Origin of the sequence: Nocardia barduliensis (genome assembly GCF_013315795.1) — a bacterium.
In the GTDB taxonomy this organism is placed as follows: domain Bacteria; phylum Actinomycetota; class Actinomycetes; order Mycobacteriales; family Mycobacteriaceae; genus Nocardia; species Nocardia barduliensis.
Genome location: NZ_JABLTE010000008.1, coordinates 47,257 through 67,173 on the forward strand (window position 1 = coordinate 47,257; position 19,917 = coordinate 67,173).

The 19,917-nt window shown below is 69.1% G+C and carries 17 protein-coding genes; 5 read left to right on the top strand and 12 right to left on the bottom strand.

The window, feature by feature from the left end; all coding sequences use genetic code 11:
* Nucleotides 1-69: 69 nt before the first annotated feature.
* Nucleotides 70-1,479 (top strand): MFS transporter, encoded by a 1,410-nt coding sequence (locus tag HOV91_RS05855; protein WP_174184413.1) that lies wholly within the window; start codon nt 70-72, stop codon nt 1,477-1,479.
* Between the two features lie 8 nt (nt 1,480-1,487).
* On the top strand, nt 1,488-2,171 hold the full coding sequence (locus tag HOV91_RS05860; protein WP_312884484.1) for an SGNH/GDSL hydrolase family protein: 684 nt from the start codon (nt 1,488-1,490) through the stop codon (nt 2,169-2,171).
* A gap of 306 nt (nt 2,172-2,477) precedes the next feature.
* Here HOV91_RS05860 and HOV91_RS05865 read toward each other — a convergent pair whose 3' ends face one another.
* Nucleotides 2,478-3,446 (bottom strand): helix-turn-helix transcriptional regulator, encoded by a 969-nt coding sequence (locus tag HOV91_RS05865; RefSeq protein WP_174184415.1) that lies wholly within the window; start codon nt 3,444-3,446, stop codon nt 2,478-2,480.
* A gap of 98 nt (nt 3,447-3,544) precedes the next feature.
* On the opposite strand from HOV91_RS05865, the gene HOV91_RS05870 reads away from it, so the two are divergent.
* Nucleotides 3,545-3,955, top strand: a complete 411-nt coding sequence (locus HOV91_RS05870; RefSeq protein WP_174184416.1) for a VOC family protein — start codon at nt 3,545-3,547, stop codon at nt 3,953-3,955.
* A gap of 109 nt (nt 3,956-4,064) precedes the next feature.
* Here HOV91_RS05870 and HOV91_RS05875 read toward each other — a convergent pair whose 3' ends face one another.
* Together HOV91_RS05875 and HOV91_RS05880 are read right to left on the bottom strand one after the other, a co-directional pair.
* Nucleotides 4,065-4,856, bottom strand: a complete 792-nt coding sequence (locus HOV91_RS05875; protein ID WP_174184417.1) for an HAD family hydrolase — start codon at nt 4,854-4,856, stop codon at nt 4,065-4,067.
* Between the two features lie 115 nt (nt 4,857-4,971).
* Nucleotides 4,972-7,173 carry an Hsp70 family protein gene (locus HOV91_RS05880; RefSeq protein ID WP_174184418.1) on the bottom strand — a complete coding sequence of 734 codons (2,202 nt, stop codon included), beginning with the start codon at nt 7,171-7,173 and terminating at the stop codon, nt 4,972-4,974.
* Between the two features lie 537 nt (nt 7,174-7,710).
* On the opposite strand from HOV91_RS05880, the gene HOV91_RS05885 reads away from it, so the two are divergent.
* Complete coding sequence (locus HOV91_RS05885) at nt 7,711-8,472, top strand: SDR family NAD(P)-dependent oxidoreductase (protein ID WP_174184419.1); 762 nt, start codon at nt 7,711-7,713, stop codon at nt 8,470-8,472.
* A 62-nt stretch (nt 8,473-8,534) separates the two neighbouring features.
* Here the strand turns inward: HOV91_RS05885 and HOV91_RS05890 are convergent, their stop codons facing one another.
* From HOV91_RS05890 to HOV91_RS05925, 9 genes are all read right to left on the bottom strand, one after another.
* On the bottom strand, nt 8,535-10,124 hold the full coding sequence (locus HOV91_RS05890; RefSeq protein ID WP_174184420.1) for an FAD-dependent oxidoreductase: 1,590 nt from the start codon (nt 10,122-10,124) through the stop codon (nt 8,535-8,537).
* 6 nt (nt 10,125-10,130) lie between these two features.
* Nucleotides 10,131-11,138 (bottom strand): AurF N-oxygenase family protein, encoded by a 1,008-nt coding sequence (locus HOV91_RS05895; RefSeq protein ID WP_174184476.1) that lies wholly within the window; start codon nt 11,136-11,138, stop codon nt 10,131-10,133.
* A gap of 159 nt (nt 11,139-11,297) precedes the next feature.
* Nucleotides 11,298-12,404: an Hsp70 family protein gene (locus tag HOV91_RS05900; RefSeq protein WP_312884485.1), complete on the bottom strand. Its 1,107-nt coding sequence runs from the start codon at nt 12,402-12,404 to the stop codon at nt 11,298-11,300.
* 546 nt (nt 12,405-12,950) lie between these two features.
* Complete coding sequence (locus HOV91_RS05905; RefSeq protein WP_174184422.1) at nt 12,951-13,988, bottom strand: sulfate/molybdate ABC transporter ATP-binding protein; 1,038 nt, start codon at nt 13,986-13,988, stop codon at nt 12,951-12,953.
* Nucleotides 13,985-14,791, bottom strand: coding sequence for a sulfate ABC transporter permease subunit CysW (gene cysW / locus HOV91_RS05910; RefSeq protein ID WP_174184423.1), 807 nt, complete (start codon nt 14,789-14,791; stop codon nt 13,985-13,987). Before cysW ends, HOV91_RS05905 begins: the two co-directional genes overlap by 4 nt.
* Nucleotides 14,792-14,858: 67 nt before the next feature.
* Nucleotides 14,859-15,659 carry a sulfate ABC transporter permease subunit CysT gene (gene cysT, locus HOV91_RS05915; RefSeq protein WP_174184477.1) on the bottom strand — a complete coding sequence of 267 codons (801 nt, stop codon included), beginning with the start codon at nt 15,657-15,659 and terminating at the stop codon, nt 14,859-14,861.
* 129 nt (nt 15,660-15,788) lie between these two features.
* Nucleotides 15,789-16,835 (bottom strand): sulfate ABC transporter substrate-binding protein, encoded by a 1,047-nt coding sequence (locus HOV91_RS05920; RefSeq protein WP_174184424.1) that lies wholly within the window; start codon nt 16,833-16,835, stop codon nt 15,789-15,791.
* Between the two features lie 205 nt (nt 16,836-17,040).
* Entirely contained in the window at nt 17,041-17,130 is a 90-nt protein-coding gene (locus HOV91_RS40765) for an Ms4533A family Cys-rich leader peptide (RefSeq protein ID WP_312038717.1), read from the bottom strand.
* Between the two features lie 387 nt (nt 17,131-17,517).
* Entirely contained in the window at nt 17,518-17,796 is a 279-nt protein-coding gene (locus HOV91_RS05925; RefSeq protein WP_174184425.1) for a hypothetical protein, read from the bottom strand.
* Nucleotides 17,797-17,907: 111 nt separating this feature from the next.
* On the opposite strand from HOV91_RS05925, the gene HOV91_RS05930 reads away from it, so the two are divergent.
* The gene (locus HOV91_RS05930; RefSeq protein ID WP_174184426.1) at nt 17,908-19,908 is read left to right on the top strand and encodes a glycoside hydrolase family 15 protein; all 2,001 of its coding nucleotides are present in this window, start codon (nt 17,908-17,910) and stop codon (nt 19,906-19,908) included.
* The last annotated feature ends 9 nt before the right edge of the window (nt 19,909-19,917 follow it).

Below are 19,917 nucleotides of genomic sequence, written 5' to 3' on the forward strand. Positions count from 1 at the left end.
GAACGTATGGTCGTATTTTAAGTGAACGAACGATCGTGCGTTTTGTTTCCCTGCTTCGAAGGACTTTCCATGACCGACGCGTCCGTGCGGCTCGACAGCCCGCCGACCGCGACCGCGGCTACTCGCACCTTGCTGATCGCCTGCGGCGCGGCATTCATCGCCTTCCTCGACCTCTCGGTCGTCAATATCGCCTTCCCCTCGATCGCCCGTGACTACCCCGGCACCGCTACTACCACGCTGACCTGGGTCGTCAGCGGATACGCGGTCGCTTTCGCCGCGCTGCTCACCCCGGCGGGACGTTTCGCCGACGCGCTCGGGCGCCGCAGGCTGTTCCTCGGCGCGCTGGCCGGTTTCGCCGTCACCTCCCTGCTGTGCGGGCTCGCGCCGACCGCGGGCTGGCTCATCGCGGGCCGGATACTGCAAGGCGCGACAGCGGCGCTGATGGTTCCGTCGGCTCTCGGCCTGGTGCTCGCCGTCACGCCGCGCGAGAAAATCGGCGCGGCCATCGGGGCGTGGTCGGCCGCGGGCGGGTTCGCCGCCGTGGTCGGCCCCGCGCTCGGCGGCGCGCTGGTCGAGGCATGGGACTGGCGCGCGGTTTTCGTGCTCAACGTGCCGGTGGCGCTGCTGCTCATCGCGGCGGCGGCGCGCATACCGGCGGACGGGCGCGCTTCGGGCGGCGCACTGCCGGACCCGATCGGCACCATCGCGGTGGCACTCGGTCTCGGCGGGCTGGTCGCCGGCGTCACCGAGGGGCAGCGCTGGGGCTGGACCTCGGCGGGGACGCTGGCCGCCCTGATCGGCGGCGGGCTGCTGGTCGTCGTCGCGCTCGCGCGTTCGGTGCGCCACCACGATCCCGCCATCGCCGTGGAACTCTGGCGTAGCGGGTCCTACGCGCTGGCCAACGCGACCTCGTTCGTCTTCGGCGCCGCCATGTTCGCCTGGTTGCTGTCGGGGCCGCTGTTCCTGGACGCGATCTGGGGCTACTCGGTGCTCGGCTCGGCGGGGGCGATGACCGTCGGCGCGGTGGCCTCGATGGTGACGGCGACCGTCGCGGGGCGGATCGGTTCACTCGCGATCAGGCGATGGCTCGGCGTGCTCGGTGCGCTGATGTTCGTGGCGTGCACGGTGTGGATGAGCACGGACGCCTTCGGGTCCACCCCCGCCCTGTGGTCGGCCTGGATTCCGGCCGGCGTGCTCGGCGGGGGCGGCATCGGGTTCGTCGTCACCGTGCTCGGCACCGCCGCCGCCAGTTCCCTACCGCCGCAACGGTTCGCCGCAGGCACCGGCATGAATCTGACGGCGCGGCAAGTGGGCGGCGCGCTCGGCGTGGCCGTCCTCGCCGCCGTGTTCGCGGCCCGGCCGGACGACCCGCTCGCCGCGTTCCACACCCTCTTCGCCGTATGCGCGGGCATCGCCGCCGTGGCCGCCTGCCTGGCCGCTCTGCCTGCCCGCACCCCGTCCTTCTCCATCGACAGTTAGGAAACGCCGTGAGCGACAACGCCATCCGCACCGAAGCCAACGACCCCCTGCTGCTGCCTCCTGCCGAACAGCGACGCCTGCTCGCCGACGCCCCGTGGCAGCGCTACGCGGTGCTCGGCGACTCGATCGCGCAGGGCGTCGGCGACCCGAGCCCCGGTTACGAACCGGTGGGCTGGGCCGACCGCGTCGCCGCCGTGCTCACCGCGGTGCGCCCTGGCCTTGCCTACCTCAACACCGGCCGGATCGGCGCCACCTCCGCCCAGGTCCTCGCCGAGCAGTTGCCCTCCGTGCTCGAATTCCGGCCCGACCTCGTGCATCTCAGCTGCGGCGGCAACGATCTATTCCTGCCCGGCGGTGACCTCGCCGAGCTGCGGGCCAACCTGGACACGCTGTTCGGGACGCTGGCGCGCACGGGAGCGCAGGTCGTCACCTTCACGCTGGCCGACGTCTGGGAAGTCGAGCGCATGGCGCCGATGCGCCCGATGCGCGAGCGGATGGCCGCGCTCAACGACCTGGTCCGTGAGCTGGCCGCCCGCTACGACGCGCTGCTGCTCGACCTCTGGGACCACCCGCTGCGCCTGCGCCCCGATCTGATGAGTGCCGACCTCATCCACTTCAGCATGAGCGGTCACGCGGTCCTCGCCTCGGACATGGTGCGCATGCTGGCCGATCGCGTTCCCGCGCCGCGCTGACCGGACAGCTGTGGTGGAGGCGTCGGCGGTGGCGTCTCCACGGCCACCCGCTGCGCCTGCGCCCCGATTGCCGAGCGCCGACCTCGTCCCACTTCAGCATGAGCGGCCACGTGGTCCTGGCCTCGGACACACCTCTGCCCGGTGGGCGACGCGCAGCGGGCGCGGATAGACCAGCGCAACGCAGCGACGAGCCCGCTGACGTGACCACGCACAGCCGCGGAAGGAATCGTCACTCGGCAGGGCCGGACCGGTCGCCTCGTCCGTAGCGTTCGACCAGCTCGGCGCCGAGGCGGCCGGTCCGTATCGTCACTCGGCAGGGCCGGACCGGTCGCCTTGTCCGTAGCGTTCGACCAGCTCGGCGCCGAGGCGGGCCAGTTCCGCGCGGACTTCGGCAGGACCGAGCACGTCGATGGAGCCGCCCCAACCGGCCAGCTGCTGGGCGAGCATCCAGGCGGTCGGGGCGGTGACGCGGACGCGGACGCGACCGTCGTCGGCGGGGCCGTCCACGACGCAGTTGCGGCCCTGCTGGTCGCGCAGAATCGGCAGCAGCCGTTCGGGGATCGTGACGGTGGCGGCGATGGTCGCGCGCCGCCGCTCCATCTCCTCGACCACCTGCTCCCAAGCGGCGGCGAGATCGAAATCGTCCGGGCGGTGGGCCGGTTCGTCGGTGATCGACGCCTCGGATATCCGATCGACGCGGAAGGTGCGCTGCCCGCGCTCGGTTCCGGCGACCAGATACCAGACGGCGTCCTTGTCCACCAGTCCCCACGGATCCACGAGACGCTCGGAGCGCTCGCCGGTGCGGTTCGCGTAGCGCAGCCGCACTTTGTTGCGCTGCACGACAGCTCGTTGCAGCAACGACACCACGGGCGGCAGCTCGCGATCGGTCGCGCCCCAGCGCGCCGGGTCGATCACCACCGCGTCGGCGGCCGCCTCCGCGTCGCCACGGAAGGTCTGCGGCAGCGCCCTGACCAGCTTGCGCAGCGCCGATCTGGCCTCCGGCACCGCACCGGCGGAGGGACCTGCCAGCAGGAACAGCGCGCGCGCCTCCCCCGCCGTCAGCCCGCTCAGGTCGGTGCGCGCACCGCCCACCAGCGACCATCCGCCACCGCGTCCCGGCTGCGGATACACCGGCACCCCCGCGGCCGAGAGGGCCTCCAGGTCCCGGCGCGCCGTTGCCACCGAGGTCTCGAGTTCCGCGGCGACCTGCGCGGCCGTGACCCGTCCACGTGTCTGCATCATCAGCAGGATCGCCACCAACCGGTCCGCTCGCATGTGCACAATTCTGCCGGTAAAAGTGATCATTCGGTGCGCACTTTGAGTCGGATGATGGTTACACAACCCAGGAGAGAACAACCCGAAGGAGAACCACCATGCTGCGCGGAATGGCGACGAGCACCTTTTACGCCGACGACCTCGAGGCCGCCAAGGACTGGTACACCCAGTTCTTCGGCATCGAGCCCTACTATCAGGTCGCAGGCGGCTACTACGAGTTCCGCATCGGCGACTACCAGCACGAATTCGGCATCGTGAACCGCGCCTACGCACCGGCGGGCGCGCGCAACGCCCCCGGCGGCGCGATCCTCAACTGGCACGTGGACGACCTGCAGGCGACGTTCGACCGGCTGCTGGAACTCGGCGCGACCGTCTACGAACCCATCACGCCCCGGGGAGATGATGGGAGCTTCGTCACCGCCGCCGTGGTCGACCCGTTCGGGAACGTCCTCGGTGTCATGTCGAACCCGCACTACCTCGAGATCCTCGCCAAGACCGGTCCCGCGTAAGAGTTCGGGGGCGTGGCGTCGGGGAAAGCCCTGGCGCCACGGCACACAGCGGAGGCCAGGCCCTTGACGCCACGCGCCCACGCGTCACGCGCGAACTCCGGTCACCTCGTCAGCGGAACCAGCGCTCCAGGACGGTGGCGACGCCGTCGTCGAGAACGTGGCCGGTCACTTCGTCGGCGAGGTCACGAACATCGGCGGGCGCATTGGCCATGGCGACCGAATGCGCTGCCCAGCGCAGCATCTCCCGATCGTTGTAGCCGTCGCCGATGGCCAGCGTCGCTTCGTCGGGGACACCGAGTGCGATGCGCAACTGCTCCAGTGCCCACCCCTTGGACACGCCTTGCCGCGAAACGGTGACCCACGGCCCGTATTCGCCGTGGACCCAGCTCGCCCCCGGCACGCGCAGCGAACGCAGCGCGAGCAACATCTCCTCCAGCGAACCTTCCGGCCACCAGCCGTTCAGCCGCGGCGTCGGTTCGCTGCTCAATACGTGGTGATCGACGAGAAGGTATTCGCCGAGGGAGTATTCGCCAGGACCGGCCCCGGTGGCCCAGGTGCCGATGCCTACCTTCTCCACGGCGAAGATCATCGCGGGGAACAGCGCACGCAAAGCGGTGATCGCGGGTGCGGGATCGAAGGATTGGATCGCGACCGGCTCCCCTCGGGCCACGTCGATCTGCACCGCGCCGTTCGAGCACAGCGCATGTCCCTCGCATAGACCGAGTTCGGTGAGTACGGGGCGGGTTGTGAGCAGCGTTCGCCCGGTCGTCACCACGACATGCGCACCCGCTGCCACGGCCGCGCTCACCGACGCGACCACCCGCCGACTGATCGGTGTTCCCGTATCCAGCAGCGTCCCGTCCACATCCAGCGCGATCAGCTGGGGACCCCCGGAGGCCATCAACCCATTGTGCCGCGATGACGCGGCACCCGTCCGCAAATCCGCAACCGTGAGACCCACACGCGTGGCGAAGGATGCACCGTCTCGACTGCCGTTGCCGTCGCTGCCATCACCGCTACCGACCGCGGGCTCCGCCTCCTGCGCCACCCGCGCCTCCTGCGCCACCCGCGCCTCCGGCACCACCTGCGGACGACCCGCCTACCGAGCCGGAACGGCCCCGCGACCCGCCGGACGATGAAGTGCCGGAGTGGTTTCCACTCGAGTGACCGCCAGTAGATGAGGCACCCCCCGGGCGTCCACCCGATGCGGAGCCACCGGTCGAGGACGATCCGCCTGTCGAAGAATTGCCGGACGCCCCGCCCGACGACGAACCATGGTTCGAAGAATTGCCAGCCGAACCACCCGACGACGAACCGTGCGTCGAGGAGTTGCCAGCCGAACCACCCGACGACGAACCATGGTTCGAAGAATTCCCAGCCGAACCACCCGACGACGAACCGCCGGTGGACCCGTGCGAGTCATCGGACGAACCGGCCGTGGAGGGGTCACTGGTCGAGCCGTCGGTCGACGCGGTTCCACCGCTGGAACTACCGCCGGAGGATGCGCCGCTGGATGAGGTTCCATTGGTATCTCCGGACGATCCGCCGGTATCCGATCCCCCGGAAGAGGAATTTCCTGACGAATTCGTGCCGGATGAGCCGCCGGAATCGCCCGATGCCGTACCGGAACCCGGCGAATCGGACGCCCCGGTGGACGGGCTACCCGCGGAGTTCCCCGGCGCAGTCGCACCGGAACCCTGGCCGGGCTCCCCGGGCGTCGAACCATTCTGAGGCGCGGGGGCGGTCGAGCCCGGCGTCCCGACCGGCGGCGTCCCCGCGCCGGGATGGGGCGCCTGGCCCGGAGCGGGCGGCTGCCTCGGCGCACCGGTCCCGGGCAGCGGCAGACCCGGCTGGCCGGGAGCGGGCGGCTGCGCGATGTCGCCGGGCACAGGGCGAACGACCGCGCCGAACGGCAGCGGATTCACGAAGTAGGCGGGATCGGCGTATCCCCGATGACGCGATCCGCCCGGGACGCAACAGTTTCGCGGGTCCCGGTGTGAGCCGAGCTGCGACTCGGCCATCGAAGGACCGTAACCGGCGCTGCGCGGAGCCGGTGTGATGAATCGGGTGTATGCGGAGGTCCGTGGCGAGAGGAACGCGGGCAGCGCCCGGCCCGAGTACCGGGAGGTCGCGGATATCCGAACCCAGGCGTCGGCGAGACGCTCGCTGCCGACGTCGACCAGCAGACTCTCGCTCGGCGCCGCGAGATCCGGGAGACGCTCGAGCATCGGCGACAACTCCGGCACGGTGGGACCGCCGAACACGGTGACCGCCGACATCGCGACCGCGGAAACCACCGCCGCACTGGAGAACACCGCGACGCGAGGCGCACCGGGACCCCCGCCCGACGCACCGAGCGCCATGGTGCGGGCCGCCATGAGGGCGGCGCCCGCGGCGACGGTCTGACCGGGGTCGGACGAGATCACCACCGGACGGCCGAGTTCAGCGAGCGTCCGCGCCACCTCGGCGGGGCGTGACGCGCCACCCACCAGCAGGATGCAGCCGATATCGGACAGGGTGACATCCGCCGCACGCACGCACTCGCGGACCAGTTGCAGCGAGTCCTGCACGTGGGTGACGCGCAAGCCATCGATGTCCACGATCGACCTCATCGACAGCCCCGCGGATTCGGACGACACATCGGGGGCGTATCGCGCGATCATCGATCCGAGCGGCCTGCCGCCGAAATCGTAGGAGCGCATCGGCTTGCCGATCATCGGATGGTTGTCCCAGCCGGGGCCGACGCGCACGATACTCACGTCGAGACTGGTGCCGCCGAGGTCGTAGATCAGCACGAAGCCGGTCCGCAGCGGGCCGTGCTCGTGCTCCAGCCACTCCGCGGCCGCGACGGGTTCGGGGACCAGGAGCACGTCGCCCGCTCCGGATAGTTCCAGTGCCTGGCGCAACAACGCGACCTGTTTGTCGGAATACGTTGCCGGATAGGTGGTCACGACGCCCGCCTCCGCCGCGTCCGGCTCGGCCGCGCGCAGCTCGTTGACCACCGCCGCGACGAGATTGGCCGGTGACCAGATGCGGCCACCGACGATCACCGTGTCCGGGTCCCGTCCCAGGTCCGCGAAATCCGTGACCGCCATGCTGAATTGCGGAATACCGCCGATGCGCAGTCCACCCGCGCTGTCGAAGGTCACCGCGGTGCGCCGAGAGCGCACCGCCGGGCGTGGTCGTTCCGCGGTCACCGACGCCGTCACGGAGTTCACTGCACCGATGCTGAAACCCAGACCTGTAGTCATTCGCTATCCCGTCAACGCACCGTGACCACGTCCATCACATGGATTCCCCTGTGGCCGCGGTCGTCTTCCAAACAGCCACTACAGGTTAGCTGTTTCGCGTCTGTATGGATGCGCGATTGATACGAAAAGTTCGACCGAACGCCATCATCGTCCGAATTGCCAGGCAGACACGGTTCTACTCGCATGTTCAGCCCGCTCGACACCGCCAAACATACTGAGCATTTGCCTATTCCGCTAACATACAGCGATCTCGCAATTCCCCGCACAACCAGACTCGCGGCCGGTTTACCCCTTCGGGAACACACCTCGCGACGGACCTTCACCGGTCGGTCACCGCATAGTTGCCCAAGCGCCCATTCGAGACGGCGGCTAGTTCGCATCACACTGATGACACATCAACTAGAAGTCCGATTCGCGCCAGCACCCTTGTCCGCGCCCGAGTTGACTCGACCGCGGATCCCACCACGGAGGTGCGATCCCGTAAGCGGAAAGGGAATGTGCACGATGGCAACACGATTCGCCGAACAGGTCGTCCTGATCACCGGAGCGACCTCGGGGGTGGGCAAAGCGGTGGCGATGCGGGTCGCGAGCGAAGGCGCCGCGGTGGTGCTCGGCGCGCGGAGCAAGGACGCGGGCGACCAGATGGCCGCGGACATCCGCGCCGCCGGTGGCCGCGCGCTGTTCGTGCCGACCGATGTCACGGTGGAACAGGACGTGGCCCGGCTGACCGAGGCCGCCGTGTCCGAATTCGGGCGCCTGAACGCGGCATTCAACAACGCGGGCGCCGTGAACGCCTTCGGCCCGATCGCGGAGATCGATGAGGCGGGCTGGCGCGCCGATCTGGAACTCAATCTCACCAGCGTGTTCTACGGGCTGCGGTATCAGGTTCCGGCGCTGGCGGCCTCCGGCGGCGGCGCGATCCTGAACAACGCGTCGAACCTCGGTGTGGTCGGCATGGGCTCGGTCGCGCCGTACGTGGCCGCCAAGCACGGCGTCGTCGGCTTGACCAGGGCCGTGGCGCTCGAGGCCGCCGACCGGGGCGTCCGGGTCAACGCGCTGGTCTCGGGAGCGGTCGACACGCCCGCGTTCCGGAACTCGATGGGCGCGACGCCCGAAGGGGTGGCCGCCATCGCGGCGCTGCACCCGGTGGGCCGCATCGCCGCGGCCGAGGAAATCGCCTCGTTCTGCGCGTACCTGCTCAGTGGTGAAGCCAGTTTCGTCACGGGCGCCGCGCTGGCCATCGACGGCGGTTTCACCGCGCGCTGAACTCCGGCACGTGCGACCGCCTCGGGATACCGGTGCGACCGGCGTATCCCGAGGCGGGTTCGTCAGGCGCGGGCCAGTAAGCGGCGGACTCGGCCAGGGCGCGCCGCCGCCGCTCCCGCGGCACGGATCGCGGGCTGGCGCAGCCGCACCAGCCGGTCGAACTCGGCGGCGCTCCCGGCGGGTGCGGGCAGGCGGCCCGCGTTGAAGTCCGCGGCCAACTGCCGCACCGTCTCCTGCGCACAGGACTTGTTGGTGCCGATGAAGCCGGTCGGCCCGCGCTTGATCCAGCCGGTCACATAGGTGCCGGTGACCACCGGGCCTTCCGCGCGCTCCGAGACCACCCGGCCCGCGTCGTTCGGGATCACCGCGGCTTGCTCGTCGAACGGCAGACCCGGCACGGCGACACCGCGGTAGCCGACCGAGGTCAGCACCAGGCCCGCCGCCAACCGCTCGGTCTCCCCGGTCGCGACGGCACGCACGCGACCGTCCGGGTCGGTGACCAGCTCGTTGCGTCCGACCTCGATGCCGGTCACCCGATCGGTCCCGAGGATCTCGGTGGGCGCGGACAGGTAGCGGAAGACGATGCGCTTGCGCTCGCCGACCGGTCGCGTGCGCGCGCTGTGCAGTAGCGCCAGCTTCTGTTCGACGTGGAAGGGCAGGTCCGCGCCGCGTTCGGGCAACTCCCCCTCGACCACGATGTCCACATCGCAGCCCAGCAACCCGACGAATTCGGGCACCGTGAAGGCGGATTCGAGCGGGCCGCGCCGGCCGAGCACGACCACTTCCTCGATCTTGCTCTCGCGCAGCGCGCGCAGCGCGTACGGCGCGATGTCGGTGCCCGCCAGCGTCTCCGGGTCGCTGGTCAGCACCCGGGCGACGTCGAGCGCGACATTGCCGTTGCCGACGATCACGGCCCGCTGGGCGGACAGATCGAAGGCATAGTCGGCGTAATCGGGATGCCCGTTGTACCAGGCGACGAAGTCGGTGGCCGACACCGTGCCCGCCAAGCCCTCACCCGGAATGCCGAGCTTGCGATCGGCGGAGGCACCGACCGCGTAGATCACCGCGTGGAAGTGGTCGAGCAGTTCGGCGTGCGAGATGTGCGCGCCGATCTCGACGTTGAGGTACGAACCGAAGCCCGGCTGCGCGGAGATGACGTCGAACAGCTCGCCGACCTTGCGGGTCTTGTCGTGGTCGGGCGCGACGCCGTGCCTGGCCAGCCCGTAGGGCACCGGCAGCCGGTCGAACACGGTCACCGACACGTCGGGCTGGGTCAGCAGTTCGTCGGCGGCGTACATCGCCGAGGGCCCCGACCCCACGATCGCCACCCGCAGCGGCGCGCCCTCGGTGTGGATCCGCGCCGCGGGCACCGGTCGCGCCAGCAGCGGGCGCGGGCGGGTCTGCCGGTAGAAATCGGCGTTGATCTCGATGAACGGCTTCTGCTCATCGGTCAGCTTCTTCGCTGACACGATGGCGTCGACCGGGCACGCGGTGGCGCAGGCTCCGCAGTCCACGCACGCCTTCGGGTCGACGTACAGCATCTCGGCCGTCCGGAAGTCCGGTTCGTCGGGCGTGGGATGGATGCAGTTGACCGGGCAGGCGTATACGCAGGACGCGTCGCTGCAACAGGATTGGGTGACGACGTACGGCATACCGGCTCAGGCGACCTTGCTCGCGGCGCGCAGGGGTTCCGACCGGTACCGGGTGCTGGGACCGTCGATGCCGAGCGCCTTCCACACCGCCTTGGCGACCGGGTTCATCAGTCCGATGTCCTTGGCCAGGGCGCGCACGTCGCAGAAGTAGTCGCTGAAGACCTGCTTGGCCTCCTTCGAACCGTAGAACAGCTCCTTGCGGACCTGCTCCGGGATGTCGAACTCGGTGAAGAACGAACGCGGCGGCGTGACGATGGCGCGGCCGAGGATCCACATGACGATCGGCATGGCCAGCGACAGGATGAACTTCTGCGCGGGCTTCGCCTCCGGGACGTGGTTCTTCAAGAACTCGTGCGCGAAGGAGATGTGCCTGGCCTCTTCGGCGACGTGAATGGCCATCACGCCGCGCATGATGGGGTGCACGTCTTCGCCCGAGCGCAGGATCTGCTTCTGGATGTGGTCGATCGGTTCCTCACCGGCCAGCACGGCCATGAAGAACAGGTTCGGGAACCAGGCCGCCACCGGCGCGCCCAGGTACTTGAACTTGCTGACCAGTGGGCCCATGCCGGGCACGTCCAGGCCGATCCGGTTGACCATCTCCTGGAACATCAGGGTGTGGTTGTGCTCCTCGATCATCTCGTGGGAGCAGTACCGGAATTCCGGCGAACCGTTCGGCAGGCCGAAGTTGTGGATCACCATGCCGCTGATCAAGATCGACTCGAACTGCAGACCGACCTTGGCGATGTTCGCCTGCCGGTACTTGCCGACGGCGATCTTCTGCTCCTCCGACAGCGCCTGGTACCAGGGATGGCGAGCCACCGTGTCGGCGGATGCGGGCAGAATCCAGCGCTCTTCACCCGTGTCGGCGGCGAAATCGGGGTTATCCCAGTCGATGTCCTCGAACGGGTCGAAATGCTTGTTGACCGATCCCTCGGAGAGCAGAAGAAGCTTCGCGGCGTACTCCTGCGCCTTCTCCAGATCGGGATCGACTGCGGGTGTCACGGCTGCGGACATCGTCGTCACTGCCTCTCCTCGATGGAACCGTTTAACTGTATCCCATAGTTACACCAACGGAGAGTCACGTCAACCCAGCAATTGCTAGGGCCGCCCGGCGATGCGCGCCCTCATCACGCGCACCGCCGGACGGCCCTGTTCCTCGCGAACCTTCGGGGCCTAACTCACCGGCACCCCGTCCCCGGCCGCCAAGATCGAGGTCCCGAAACCGAAGATCGCCGAGGCGCTCGTGAGGACCATCACCCGGCCCAGCCTGCGCCGGGTCCGGCGCGACAGCATCAGGGCACGCGTGGTGGCGCGACGACGGGCACGGCGGCGCCTGGCGTGCCGCTGTTCTGCCACGACCTCGGCCACCACGGCCGCCCGCCTGCCGATGATCGCGGCGCCGTCGGCGGTGGTCCGTTCCGGGTCCGGTGCGGTGATCACCGGCCTGGCCAGTTCCGCGGCGAGCACCTCCGCCACCTCCACCGGCCGCGCCGCCCCGCCGACCACCAGGACGCAATCGACGTCGGCCATGGTCACGTCCGCGACCCGAAGACAGCGGTAGACGAGTTCGATGGACTCGCGGACATGACGGGCGCGCAGTTCACCCGCGATCGTGTCGGCGACCGACTCCGAGACCGAGTTCGAGGTCAGGCCCGGTCCGGCATGTTCGGCGATCAACGCGCCGAACGCGCGTCCGCCGAATTCGGTCGATCGCAGCGACACCCCGACGATCGGATTGTGCGGGCAACCGGCACCCACCCGGACCAGCGTGACATCCAGTCCGGCGCCGCCGAGATCGTAGACCAGCGCGAGACCCGGCATCAACGGACCGCGGTCGGCTTCCAGCCAGGCCGCCGCCGCGACCGGTTCGGCGACCAGCGCGACCTGCGTGAGCTCGACCCCGTCCAGCGCCGCGCGCAGCGCGTCCACCTGCTCGTCCGCGTAGCGGGCCGGGTAGGTCAGCGCGATGCCGAGGCCGGCGGCACCCGCCGGACGATCCCGCACCGCCTCACCGATCAGGCACTTCGCCACCGTGGCGACGAGGTCCGCCGGCGCGAGCGCGCGGTTGCCCACCCGCGCCCACGTGCTGGAACGCTGCGTCAAGTCGGCGAATTCGGTGACCGCGCGACCGTGCCGGGAAATCATGCCGACCTTGGCAACGCCGGTGCTGTCGAAAGCCAGCGTCGTGCGCCGCGTGATGGTCTGCGGGCGCTGCGTTTTGCGGCGCCCCGGCGGAGCTTTGGCCGAACCTTCCTCCGCGAGAACGGAAACCGTGTTCACCGTACCGATGCTCAACCCGAGACCAACCGCCATCGCAATCCACCCGATCGCCGTGCCGATTTGCTTCGAACGTCGTCCAGGCAACCACTCCGCGATCTTCGTGCCAAGCCCGGACAACCGATTGTCCGCAAGCCGCCTGTCCGCGAGCGCGCCGTGTGCGGGCTCCGCGACGCCCTCACCTGGCCCGCCAGCACTACACATGCCGTCCAGTCGGATTTCCTTGCGACACGCGGGGATAGACGGTGCCCGGTGGAAGTTTGCCGGTTTCCCGCTTCCGCGACGGACCGCTATCGTCGATGCCTTCCCACATGCGGAGACTTTCGGCGACTAGCCCACACGGGATGGTGCGCGAAATTAGCCGAATCGGAAAGCTGCCGAGCGTGCGTCGGCAGCGGCACCGACACCGGTCGCCGAGCCCGGGTCGATCGCTGTTACGGAGGCGGTGTAGACCGCGCCTCCCCCAGGCCCGGCGGTCAACCGCGTCACAGCCCGAGAAAGATTGCCCACACCTAAAATGTCCGATAACGCAGCAATCTCCCAGCGTTACTACCCCTTCCGGAGCGCGGATGCGCCCGCCTCCCGCAACTCGCTGGTGGTGGGCAATTCCGGGATCCGGGTGGCACGCACGTAGACCGTCTCCCCGTCCGACAGGCGCAGTGCTTCCGCGTCGCCCCGGGTGACTTGCGCGGCGAACAGGTCACCGGTCGCGGCGTTGCGCAGCTCCACGCGCACCTCGAAACCGAGATGGACCACGCGCTCGACCGTCGCCCTGGTGACCCCCGCGGACTCCGCGGTGCCCTCGTGCTCGGCCAGCGCCATGCCGGGGTCACGGCCGACGCGAATGTCGTGCGGCCGCACCAGATGTCCGTTGAGCCGGGCCACCGCGCCGAGGAACGACATGACGAACTCGTTCGCGGGCCGGTCGTAGACGTCCTCCGGGGTGCCGATCTGCTCGATGCGGCCCTTGTTCATCACCGCGATCCGATCGGCGACGTCGAGCGCCTCCTCTTGGTCGTGGGTGACCAGCACGGTGGTCACGTGGACCTCCTCGTGCAGGCGGCGCAGCCAAGTGCGCAGGTCGGCGCGAACCTTCGCGTCCAGCGCGCCGAACGGTTCGTCCAGCAGCAGCACCTGCGGGTCGACGGCGAGCGCGCGGGCCAGCGCCATGCGCTGACGCTGGCCGCCCGACAACTGCGCCGGGTAGCGGTGCTGGAAGCCGTCGAGTCCCACGATGCCGAGCAATTCGTCGACCCGCTTGGCGATCTCGTTCTTCGGGCGCTTGCGGATCTTCAGGCCGAAGGCCACGTTGTCGCGCACGGTCATGTGCTTGAACGCCGCGTAGTGCTGGAACACGAAGCCGATGTCGCGCTTCTGCGGCGGCACCCGGGTGACATCGCGTCCCGCGATGCTGACCACGCCGGAGTCCAGCGACTCCAGCCCGGCGATCGAGCGCAGCAGCGTCGACTTGCCCGAACCGGAGGGGCCGAGCAGCGCGGTGAGCTCGCCGGAGGGTATGTCGATGGTCACGTTGTCGAGGGCCGCGAACGTACCGTAGTTCTTGTTCGCGTTGGTCACGGTGATCACTTGGCGCCCCGCTTACTTTCCAGGAGGGTCATCAGCAGAAGGGTGACGAGGGCGATGCCCATGAGCAAGGTCGCGGCGGAGTAGGCGCCGAAGGTGTTGTGGTCGTTGATGTAGCGGCCGTGCACGAGCAGCGTCAGCGTCTGCGACTTGCCGGGCAGCGCGGAGGACACCATGATCACGGCGCCGAACTCGCCCAGGGCGCGGGCCACGGTGAGCACCACGCCGTAGGTCAGGCCCCACCGGATCGCGGGAAGCGTGATCCGCCAGAACGTCTGCCACTTGGACGCGCCCAGGGTGGCCGCGGCCTGCTCCTGGTCGTCGCCGATCTCGTGCAGCACCGGCTCGACCTCGCGCACCACGAACGGCAGCGTGACGAAGATGGTGGCGATCACCATGCCCGGCAGGTTGAAGATGACCTTGAAACCGACATCCTCCAAGCCGCCGAACCAGCCGCCCACGCCCCAGAGCAGGATCAGCGAGACGCCGACCACCACCGGCGAGACCGCGAACGGCAGGTCGACGATGCCCTGGACCAGATTGCGGCCAGGGAACTTTCCGCGCACCAGCGCGAGCGCCGTCACGATGCCGAAGACGACGTTCACCGGTACCACGATCGCCACGATCAGAACGGACAGCTGGAACGCCGAGATCGCCGCGGGCGTGGTGATCGAGTCGACGAACGCGCCCACCCCCCGCTCGAAGGTGCGGTACAGGATGATGATCAGCGGCAGGACCAGCAGCACGAACAGGTAGCCGAGCGCCACCGTCCGCAACGAGACGCGGGTCAACGGATGCAGTCTCATCGGGCTCGCTCCGTCCCGTGGGAATGCCCGCTCCCCGGCGACGCGGGGAGCGCTGCGCGGTTGTTCGTCATCGGGTCGACTGCTCCTTGCGCGCGCTGCGTTCGGCGAGCAGCCGCAGCACCAGCAGCGTCGCGAACGAGATGGCCAGCAGCGCGACCGACACGGCCGCCGCGTTCACCGGCCGGTCGATCTCGATCTGCTTCTGGATGTACTGGGAGGCCATCTCGGTCTTGCGCGGAATCGCGCCGCCGATCAGCACCACCGAACCGTATTCACCGATCGCGCGGGCGAAGGCCAAGCCGCCCCCGCTGATGATCGCGGGCGTCAGCGCGGGCAGCACGATCCGGCGGAAGGTGGTCCAGTTGTTCGCCCCCAGCGACAGCGCCGCCTGCTCGACCTCCCGATCGGCCTCGATCAGCACCGGCTGCACCGAACGCACCACGAACGGCAACGTGACGAACGCCAGCGCCACCACCAGACCCGGCTGGGTCGCGTTGAGGTGGATGTCGATCGGGCTCTGCGGCCCGTACAGCGACAGCAGCACGATGCTGGCCACGATCGTCGGCAGCGCGAACGGCAGGTCGATCAGCGCGTTGACGATGCCTTTGCCGGGGAAGTGGTCGCGGACCAGCACCCAGGCGATCAGCGTGCCCATCACCACGTTGATCAGCGCCACCACCACCGAGACCAGCACGGTGATGCGCAGCGAGTCCAGCGCGGCGGGCGCGGTGACGGCGTCGGCGAAGCCGGACCAGCCGTCCTCGAAGCTCGTCACGGTGAGCGCCGCCAGCGGCAGCAACACGATGATGCTCAGCCACAGCACGGCGGTGGCGATGCCCAGCGGGCCCACCGAGCCGGTCACGCGCAGCCATGACCAGTTCCAGCGGCGGCCCTGGCGCGCGGCGTCGGAGACGCCGGGACCGTCCGCCTGCGCGGTCCCGGCGCTACTGCTGTTCGTCACAGTCGTCCAGTATCCCGTGTAACGGGGGTCACCCGGTCACTTGGTCGCGTTGTCATAGATCACCGCTACCGAGCCGGTGTTCGCGGTGAACAGTTCCTTGTCCACGGTCTTCCAGCCGCCGAGGTCGGCGATCGTCCACAGCTTCTGCGGGGCCGGGAAGTCCTTGGCGTAATCGGCGGCGACCTTCGGGTCGACCGGACGGAAGCCCGCGTCGGCCCAGGCCTTCTGACCTTCGGCGGTGAACAGGAAATCGCGGAAGGCGACGGCCTTCTGCTGGTTCTTGCTGTTCTTCAGCACCGCGACCGGGTTCTCGATCTTGAACGTGACCGGCGGGACGATGTGCTCGATCGGATCGCCGTTGCGCTCGGCGAAGATCGCCTCGTTCTCGTAGCTCAGCAGCACGTCGCCGGTGCCCTGCAAGAAGGTCTCGGTCGCCTCACGGCCGGACTTCGGCTGCACCTTCACGTGCTCGTTGGAGACCAGCTTGCTCAGGTAGTCCAGGCCGGCCTGCGGGTTCTTGCCGCCGTCGCTCTTGGCCGCGTAGGGCGCGAGCAGGTTCCACTTGGCCGAACCGGAGCTGAACGGGTTCGGGGTGACCACCTCGATGCCCGGCTTCAGAAGGTCGTCCCAATCCTTGATGCCCTTGGGGTTGCCCTTGCGCACGACGATAGCGACCACCGAGCCGAACGGGATTCCCTTGGTGGCATCGGCGTTCCAGCTCGCGTCCACCAGGCCCGCGTCGACGAGGCGGGTGATGTCCGGCTCGACCGAGAAGTTCACCACGTCGGCCTCGGCGCCGTCCTTCACCTTGCGGGACTGGTCGCCGGAGGCGCCGTAGGACTGCTGGATCTGCACGCCCTTGCCCTGCTCGGTCTTGTTGAACTCGGGAATCACCTTGTCGAAGCCGGGCTTCGGCACGGCGTAGGCGTAGAGATTGAGGGTGCCGCCGCTGCCGTCGGAATTGTCTCCCCCGACCGTGTCGCTGGCTCCACCGCCGCACGCGGTTAGCGCGACCGCGGCGAGTGCGGCGAGGGCAACGGCGCTGTAGCGCCGACGCGGCGAAAGCCAAGATTTGCGAGCCATCGGGGTGGACCTTTCGTACGGACCGCCAGTTGTCCGGTAATACATCGGTGGCGGGCGACAATCTATTCGGTTCAGCAGACCTGCCGGTCGAGCGATCCGGCAGCAGCGCGACTATCGGCCCAACGGGCCGCCGGGGAGAGGGGCATATCCGCGAGAAGCGCGCCAGTCTGCTGCGAAACGAGACGCGGATGTGCCCGGTTGCCGATCAGCGACAGTAGATGTCCGCGACCGCGAGATCGCCGACAGCAATCAACGCCAATTCATGGCGGACCTGCGGGACGGCGCTCGAAGACACGGGCAGACTTTATCAGAGCGGAGGACGGAGTTCGAATCGAAGAGTCGCAGGAAGAGGCGGGTTTCATCCGATGGCCAGCGGCCGGGATCGTCTACGCGCCGAGTTCCCCGGCCTGGGTACCCGCACTCGGACCCATCCCGCCGATCGCACCGCTTGGTTATCTCACGGTCACCGGCGGCTCGCTGTGATGCTGCCCACGCTGGGCATACCGGCCACGGCGGCGAGCACGTCGCCCATGTGCCGTCGCGATGTTCGGCGACCGGCGGAGCGGCGCGAGCCGACCGCACCGGGCGAACTCGGCAGGTGCGCGTCAGCGGGTGATCAGCCAGGCGACGACGATGAGCGCGAGCAGGGCGAGGAGGGCGAGCTGGACTCGCGAACGAGGCATCAGTGCGCCCCGCTCTGCACGGGGGTGCGGCCTTCGGCGACCGGCTCGGGCTCGAGCATCGCCGCCGCACCGGCCGGAACGGGCCGCACCGGCGCGCGCTGGCCGCCGTACCGGCGATCCCGCATGCGCAGCACGGCACGCAGCACCCGATCGAGCCCATAGGCGATGGCGAAGCTGATCGGGACCATGCCGACAAGGACGACGAGGAACTGCGGGATGAACGGCAGTCCCGCCACCCACAGCTCGAAGCCGTCCCACCATCCTGCGATGCGATGCACGACTCCAGCCTAGTGGGTCCGGCGGCCGGCCCCACCGGACCGCCGGCCGCGGCGGCCGACGGGCGGCGCCGAGCGGTGGACGCCGGGCGCGCATCGGCCCGAAGATGGGGTATGGCGTCCTCCGATGACCTCACCCTGAACGACTCCGACGGCCTGCCGACGAGCCTGTCCGAGCCGACCAGCCTGTCCGAACCGCACCGTCGCGGCGCCTACCCGCCGATCGACGACTACGCCTTCCTCTCCGACTGCGAGACCAACTGCCTCGTCGCCAGCAACGGTGCGGTGGAGTGGATGTGTGTGCCGCGCCCGGATTCGCCGAGCGTCTTCGGAGCCGTCCTGGACCGCAGCGCAGGCCACTTCCGGCTCGGGCCCTACGGCGTCAACGTGCCCGCCGCTCGCCGCTACCTGCCCGGCGGGATGATCCTGGAGACCACCTGGCAGACCGGCACGGGGTGGCTGATCGTGCGCGACGCCCTGGTGCTCGGGCGTTGGCACAACAACGATCAGCGCAGCAAGACCCATCGGCGCACCCCGATGGACTGGGATGCCGAGCACCTGCTGCTGCGCACGGTGAAATGCGTGAACGGCACCGTGGAGCTCGAGATGAGCTGCGAGCCCGCGTTCGACTTCCACCGGGCCACCGCCCGCTGGGAGTACACCGGCAAGGTGTACGAGGAGGCCACCGCGGTGCGCAGCGACGATCCGAGCGCGGGTCCGACGCTGGTGCTCACCACGGATCTGCGCCTCGGCCTGGAGGGCCGGGAAGCGCGCGCTCGCACCAGGATGACGGAGGGCGACGAGGTCTTCGTCGCGCTCACCTGGTCGGAGCTGCCCGCGCCGCGCACCTTCGAGGAGGCCGCGAACAAGATGTGGCAGACCACCGAATGCTGGCGCCAATGGATCACGCTCGGCAAATTCCCCGATCACCCGTGGCGCAACTACCTGCAGCGCAGCGCGCTCACCCTCAAGGGCCTCACCTACGCGCCGACCGGCGCGCTGATGGCGGCCGCGACCAACTCCCTGCCGGAAACCCCCGGCGGGGAACGCAACTGGGACTACCGCTACACCTGGGTGCGCGATTCCAGTTTCGCGCTGTGGGGCCTGTACACGCTGGGCCTGGACCGGGAGGCCGACGACTTCTTCGCGTTCCTCAACGACGCGACCACCGGCGACAACGGCGAACCGGTTCCGCTGCAGGTGCTCTACGGCATCGGCGGCGAACGGCAGCTCGACGAGTTCATCCTCGATCACCTCAGCGGCTACGACAATTCCCGGCCGGTGCGCGTCGGCAACAACGCCTACCAGCAGAACCAGCACGACATCTGGGGCACCATGCTCGACGCGGTGTACCTGCACGTGAAGTCGCGCCAGCAGGTGCCGGAGACCCTGTGGCCGCTGCTGGTCCGCCAAGTGCACGCCGCCATCGAGCACTGGCAGGACCCCGACCGGGGCATCTGGGAGGTGCGCGGCGAGCCGCAGCACTTCACCTCGTCCAAGGTGATGTGCTGGGTGGCCCTTGACCGCGGCGCGAAACTCGCCGAGCTGCACGGTCAGTACGAGCACGCAGGCGAGTGGTACGCGATCGCGGAGGAGATCAAGGCCGACGTCCTGGCCAACGGTGTCAACTCCGAAGGCGTGTTCACCCAGGTCTACGGCGGCGACACACTGGACGCCTCGCTGCTGCTGGTGGTGCTCACCCGCTTCCTGCCGCCCGAGGACGAACGCGTGCGCGCCACCGTGCTGGCCATCGCCGACCGGCTCACCGAGAACGGCTTGGTGCTGCGGTACCGCACGGAGACCACCGACGACGGCTTGAGCGGCGAAGAAGGCGCGTTCACCATCTGCTCGTTCTGGCTGGTCTCCGCGCTGGTCGAGATCGGGGAGATCCAGCGTGCCCGGCATCTGTGCGAACGCCTGCTCGGCTTCGCGAGCCCGCTGCGGCTGTACGCCGAGGAGATCGATCCGCGCAGCGGCCGCCACCTCGGCAACTTCCCGCAGGCGTTCACCCACCTCGCGCTGATCAACGCCGTGACCCACGTGATCCGCGCCGAGGATTCCCGGCACGCGGGCCGGTTCCAGCCCGCGCATACGCCGCAGGGTCATCCGGTCTGACCCGGCGAC

What these genes read in the sequence shown, in the direction of transcription:
- HOV91_RS05885 (WP_174184419.1), top strand. Translation starts at nt 7,711, where the DNA reads ATGGCAACACGATTCGCCGAACAGGTCGTCCTGATCACCGGAGCGACC.
- HOV91_RS05890 (WP_174184420.1), bottom strand. Translation starts at nt 10,124, where the DNA reads ATGCCGTACGTCGTCACCCAATCCTGTTGCAGCGACGCGTCCTGCGTA.
- HOV91_RS05855 (WP_174184413.1), top strand. Translation starts at nt 70, where the DNA reads ATGACCGACGCGTCCGTGCGGCTCGACAGCCCGCCGACCGCGACCGCG.
- HOV91_RS05875 (WP_174184417.1), bottom strand. Translation starts at nt 4,856, where the DNA reads ATGGCCTCCGGGGGTCCCCAGCTGATCGCGCTGGATGTGGACGGGACG.
- HOV91_RS05865 (WP_174184415.1), bottom strand. Translation starts at nt 3,446, where the DNA reads ATGCGAGCGGACCGGTTGGTGGCGATCCTGCTGATGATGCAGACACGT.
- HOV91_RS05930 (WP_174184426.1), top strand. Translation starts at nt 17,908, where the DNA reads ATGGCGTCCTCCGATGACCTCACCCTGAACGACTCCGACGGCCTGCCG.
- HOV91_RS05870 (WP_174184416.1), top strand. Translation starts at nt 3,545, where the DNA reads ATGCTGCGCGGAATGGCGACGAGCACCTTTTACGCCGACGACCTCGAG.
- HOV91_RS05895 (WP_174184476.1), bottom strand. Translation starts at nt 11,138, where the DNA reads ATGTCCGCAGCCGTGACACCCGCAGTCGATCCCGATCTGGAGAAGGCG.
- cysW (WP_174184423.1), bottom strand. Translation starts at nt 14,791, where the DNA reads ATGAGACTGCATCCGTTGACCCGCGTCTCGTTGCGGACGGTGGCGCTC.
- HOV91_RS05920 (WP_174184424.1), bottom strand. Translation starts at nt 16,835, where the DNA reads ATGGCTCGCAAATCTTGGCTTTCGCCGCGTCGGCGCTACAGCGCCGTT.